This window comes from Streptomyces phytophilus (genome assembly GCF_013870535.1).
Lineage (GTDB): Bacteria > Actinomycetota > Actinomycetes > Streptomycetales > Streptomycetaceae > Streptomyces > Streptomyces phytophilus.
This window is the reverse complement of the sequence record NZ_JACBXC010000523.1, coordinates 1-4,068: the sequence shown is the minus strand read 5'-3', so window position 1 is coordinate 4,068 and position 4,068 is coordinate 1. Positions and strand designations below refer to the sequence as shown.

The following is a 4,068-nucleotide window of genomic DNA, read 5'->3' as shown; positions in this document are numbered from 1 at the left end:
CGCAGCCGGGCCGGGTCGTCCACGCCCATCGCCGACATGATCTCCAGGGCGCTCTGCACGGTGGCGCGCTGAAAGCGCTCGACCCGCACGGTCTTGTCGGCCACGTCCAGCGCGCGCACCCGGCGGGGGTCCTGGGTGGTCACGCCGACCGGGCAGGTGTTGGTGTGGCAGCGCTGCGTCTGCAGGCAGCCGAGGGCGAACATCATTGCGCGCGCCGAGTTGGTGTAGTCCGCGCCCTGCACGAGCCGCTTGACGATGTCGGAGCCGGTGGCGACCTTGCCCGCGACGCCGATGCGGACGCGGTCCCGCAGCCCGGTGCCGACGAGGGCGCCGTGGACGGCCGCCAGCCCCTGGGTGAGCGGGGCGCCGATGTTGTCGGCGAACTCCAGCGGGGCCGCGCCCGTACCGCCTTCCGAGCCGTCGACCAGGATGAAGTCCGGCGCGGTGCCCTCGGCGAGCATCGCCTTGCAGACCGCGAGGAGCTGCACCCGCGAGCCCACGCACAGCTTGATCCCGGCCGGCTTGCCGCCGGCCAGCTCCCGCATCCTGGCGACGAACCGCACCAGCTCGCGCGGGGTGGAGAAGACCCGGTGGTACGGCGGCGAGACCACGGTCTCGCCCCGGGGCACGCCGCGCGTGCGGGCGATCCTGGCGTCGACCTTGGCGCCGGGCAGCAGCCCGCCGATGCCGGGCTTGGCGCCCTGGGAGAGCTTCAGCGACACGCACTTGACGCGGTCGTCCGCTGCCTTGTCGGCGAACTGGACGGCGTCGAAGCCGCCGTCGGGGGTGCGGCAGCCGAAGTAGCCGGTGCCGATCTCCCACACCAGGTCGCCGCCGGGCCGCAGGTGGAACTCGGAGATGCCGCCCTCGCCGGTGTCGTGCGCGAAGCCGCCGCGGGCGGCGCCGCCGTTGAGCGCGAGGATGGCGTGGGAGGACAGGGCGCCGAAGCTCATCCCGGAGACGTTCAGCAGCGCCATGTCGTACGGCCTGGTGCAGTCGGGGCCGCCGATGCGGACCCGCGGCGGGGTGGTGGGCATCCGCACCGGGGCCATGGAGTGCACGAGGAACTGGTAGCCGGGGGCCTCCACGTCGCGCTCGGTGCCGAAGGGCTCCTCGGCGTCCGTGCCCTTGGCGCGCTCGTAGACGATGCTGCGCACGTTGCGGTCGAAGGGGCGGCCGTCGAAGTTCCGCTCGATGAAGTACTGCTGCAGCTCGGGGCGGAGCCTCTCCAGCAGGAAGCGCAGATGGCCCACCAGCGGGTAGTTCCGCAGCACCGAGTGGCGGCGCTGGAGCACGTCCCACACGCCGAGCGCCGCGAGCGCGAGCAGCACGCCCGCGGCGGGCCACCACCCGGCCGAGACCAGCGTCGCGGCGAGGGTGCACCCGATGGCGGCCACGACGACGGCGGCGAAGAAGCTCGTCCTCTTCATACGCCATCCATATGACCACAGCCGCGGCCCGCGCGCACGGGACCGCCCCCGGCCGACGGGGGAGGCGACCGGGGGCGGCGTGGGCGGGGGCTTCTCAGCCCATGTGGGGGTAGCGGTAGTCCGTCGGGGCGTCCATCGTCTCCTTGATGGCGCGCGGCGAGGACCAGCGCAGCAGGTTGAACTTCGAGCCCGCCTTGTCGTTGGTGCCGGAGGCGCGGGCGCCGCCGAAGGGCTGCTGGCCGACGATGGAGCCGGTGGGCCGGTCGTTGACGTAGAAGTTGCCGGCCGCGAAGCGCAGCCTGCGGGTCGCGTCGGCGATGACCGCGCGGTCCCGCGCGAGGACCGCGCCGGTCAGGGCGTAGGCGGCGACGGACTCCATCTGGTCCAGCATCGCGTCGTAGGCGTCGTCCTCGTACACGTGCACGGCGATGATCGGGCCGAAGTACTCCTCGGTGAAGACCTCGTTCTCCGGGTCCGAGCAGGCGACGACGGTGGGGCGGACGAAGTAGCCGACGGAGTCGTCGTACGTGCCGCCCGCGACGATCTCGCACGAGGGGTCGGCCTTGGCGCGGTCGATGGCGGCCTTGTTCTTGGCGAACGCGCGGTCGTCGATGACCGCGCCGACGAAGTTCGCCAGGTCGGTGACGTCGCCCATCGCCAGGCCCTCGGCCTCGGCGGCCAGCGCGTCCTTCAGGCCGCCGTCCCAGAGCGAGCGCGGGACGTACGCGCGGGAGGCGGCCGAGCACTTCTGGCCCTGGTACTCGAAGGCGCCGCGGGTGATGGCGGTCTTCAGCTTCGCCGGGTCCGCGGTCGGGTGGGCGACGATGAAGTCCTTGCCGCCGGTCTCGCCGACGATCCGCGGGTACGCCTTGTAGCCGGGCAGGTTCCTGCCGACCTCGCCCCACAGGTGCTGGAACGTGCGGGTCGAGCCGGTGAAGTGGATGCCGGCCAGGTCCGGGTGCGGCAGCGCGGCCTCGGAGACCTCCTTGCCGTCGCCGGTGACGAGGTTGATGACGCCGGGCGGCATCCCGGCCTCCTCCAGCAGCCGCATGAGGAGCACGGCGGAGTGGGTCTGCGTCGGCGACGGCTTCCAGACCACGACGTTGCCCATGAGGGCGGGCGCGGTCGGCAGGTTGCCGGCGATCGCGGTGAAGTTGAACGGCGTGATCGCGTAGACGAAGCCCTCCAGCGGGCGGTGGTCGAGCCGGTTCCACACGCCGTGCGGCTGGATCGGGGGCTGCTCGTCCATGATCTGGCGGGCGAAGTGGACGTTGAAGCGCCAGAAGTCGACCAGCTCGCAGGGCGCGTCGATCTCCGCCTGCTGCGCGGTCTTGGACTGGCCGAGCATGGTGGACGCGGCGATCGTCTCGCGCCACGGCCCGGCGAGCAGGTCGGCGGCCTTGAGCAGGATCGCGGCGCGGTCGTCGAAGGACAGCGCCCGCCAGCCGGGCGCGGCGGCCAGGGCGGCGTCGATCGCGTCCTGCGCGTCGGCGCGGGTGGCGGTGCCGTACGTGCCGAGGACGGCCTTGTGCTTGTGCGGCTGCACGACGTCGACGCGCGCGCCGCCGCCCATGCGGCGGACGCCGCCGATGGTCATCGGCAGCTCCATGGGGCTCTCGGCCAGCTCCTTGAGCTTCGCCTCCAGCCGCGCGCGCTCCGGTGTGCCGGGGGCGTAGGTGTGCACCGGCTCGTTGTACGGGGCGGGGACCCGGGTCACAGCGTCCATGGTTGCCGTTCTCCTTCGAGGTGCTGAGTCTTCGGGGGCTGTCGGGGGGCTGGCGGGGGGCTGGCGGGGGGCTGGCGGGGGGCTGGCGGGGGGCTGGCGGGGGGCTGTCGGGGGCTGTCCGGGGGGCTCGCGGGGGTCGTCAGCGGCGGCCGGCGAGGGCGCGCAGGAAGAAGGCGGTGTTCGCCGGGCGCTCGGCGAGCCTGCGCATGAAGTAGCCGTACCAGTCGGTGCCGTAGGGGGTGTAGACGCGCACCCGGTGGCCCTCGGCCACCAGGCGGTGCTGCTCCTGCGGGCGGATGCCGTAGAGCATCTGGAACTCGTACTCGTCGTGCTTGCGACCGTGGCGGCGGGCCAGCTCCTGGGTGATGGCGATCATCCGGGGGTCGTGCGTGCCGATCATGGGGTAGCCGCGGCCGGTCATGAGGATCTTCAGGCAGCGCACGTACGCCCGGTCCACCTCCGCCTTGTCCTGGAAGGCGACGACGGCCGGCTCCTTGTACGCGCCCTTGACCAGCCGCACCCGGGAGCCCTCGCCGGCGAGGTCGCGGCAGTCCTCCTCGGTACGGAAGAGGTACGACTGCAGCACGGCGCCGGTCTGCGGGAAGCGCTCGCGCAGGGTGCGCAGGACGGCGAGGGTGGAGTCGACGGTGGTGTGGTCCTCCATGTCGAGGGTGACCGTGGTGCCGGCCGCGGCGGCGGCTTCGACCACCGGAGTGACGTGGGCGAGCGCGAGGTCGTGGCCGCCGGGCAGCGCCTGGCCGAAGGCGGAGAGCTTCACGGACATCTCGGCGCGGGCGCCGAGCCCTTCGCCGGTCAGCGCCTCGGTGAGCCTGAGGTACGCGTCGCGGGCGCGCAGCGCCTCGCGGGGGTCGGTGACGTCCTCGCCGAGGTGGTCGAGGGTGACCTCCAGGC

General features: G+C 73.1%; 3 protein-coding genes. All 3 read right to left on the bottom strand.

Annotated features, from left to right (window positions below; translation table 11 throughout):
* A partial coding sequence (locus H5J30_RS20560; RefSeq protein WP_181788870.1) for an FMN-binding glutamate synthase family protein occupies positions 1-1,430 on the bottom strand: 1,430 nt, incomplete at its 3' end.
* A gap of 94 nt (positions 1,431-1,524) precedes the next feature.
* Positions 1,525-3,156, bottom strand: coding sequence for an L-glutamate gamma-semialdehyde dehydrogenase (gene pruA / locus H5J30_RS20555; RefSeq protein ID WP_181788869.1), 1,632 nt, complete (start codon positions 3,154-3,156; stop codon positions 1,525-1,527).
* 139 nt (positions 3,157-3,295) lie between these two features.
* Positions 3,296-4,068, bottom strand: a 773-nt coding sequence (locus H5J30_RS20550; protein WP_181788868.1) for a proline dehydrogenase family protein, incomplete at its 5' end; no start/stop codon positions are given.

Bases quoted from the DNA above. Each gene is read 5' to 3' on its own strand.
- pruA (WP_181788869.1), bottom strand. From the start codon at position 3,156: ATGGACGCTGTGACCCGGGTCCCCGCCCCGTACAACGAGCCGGTGCAC.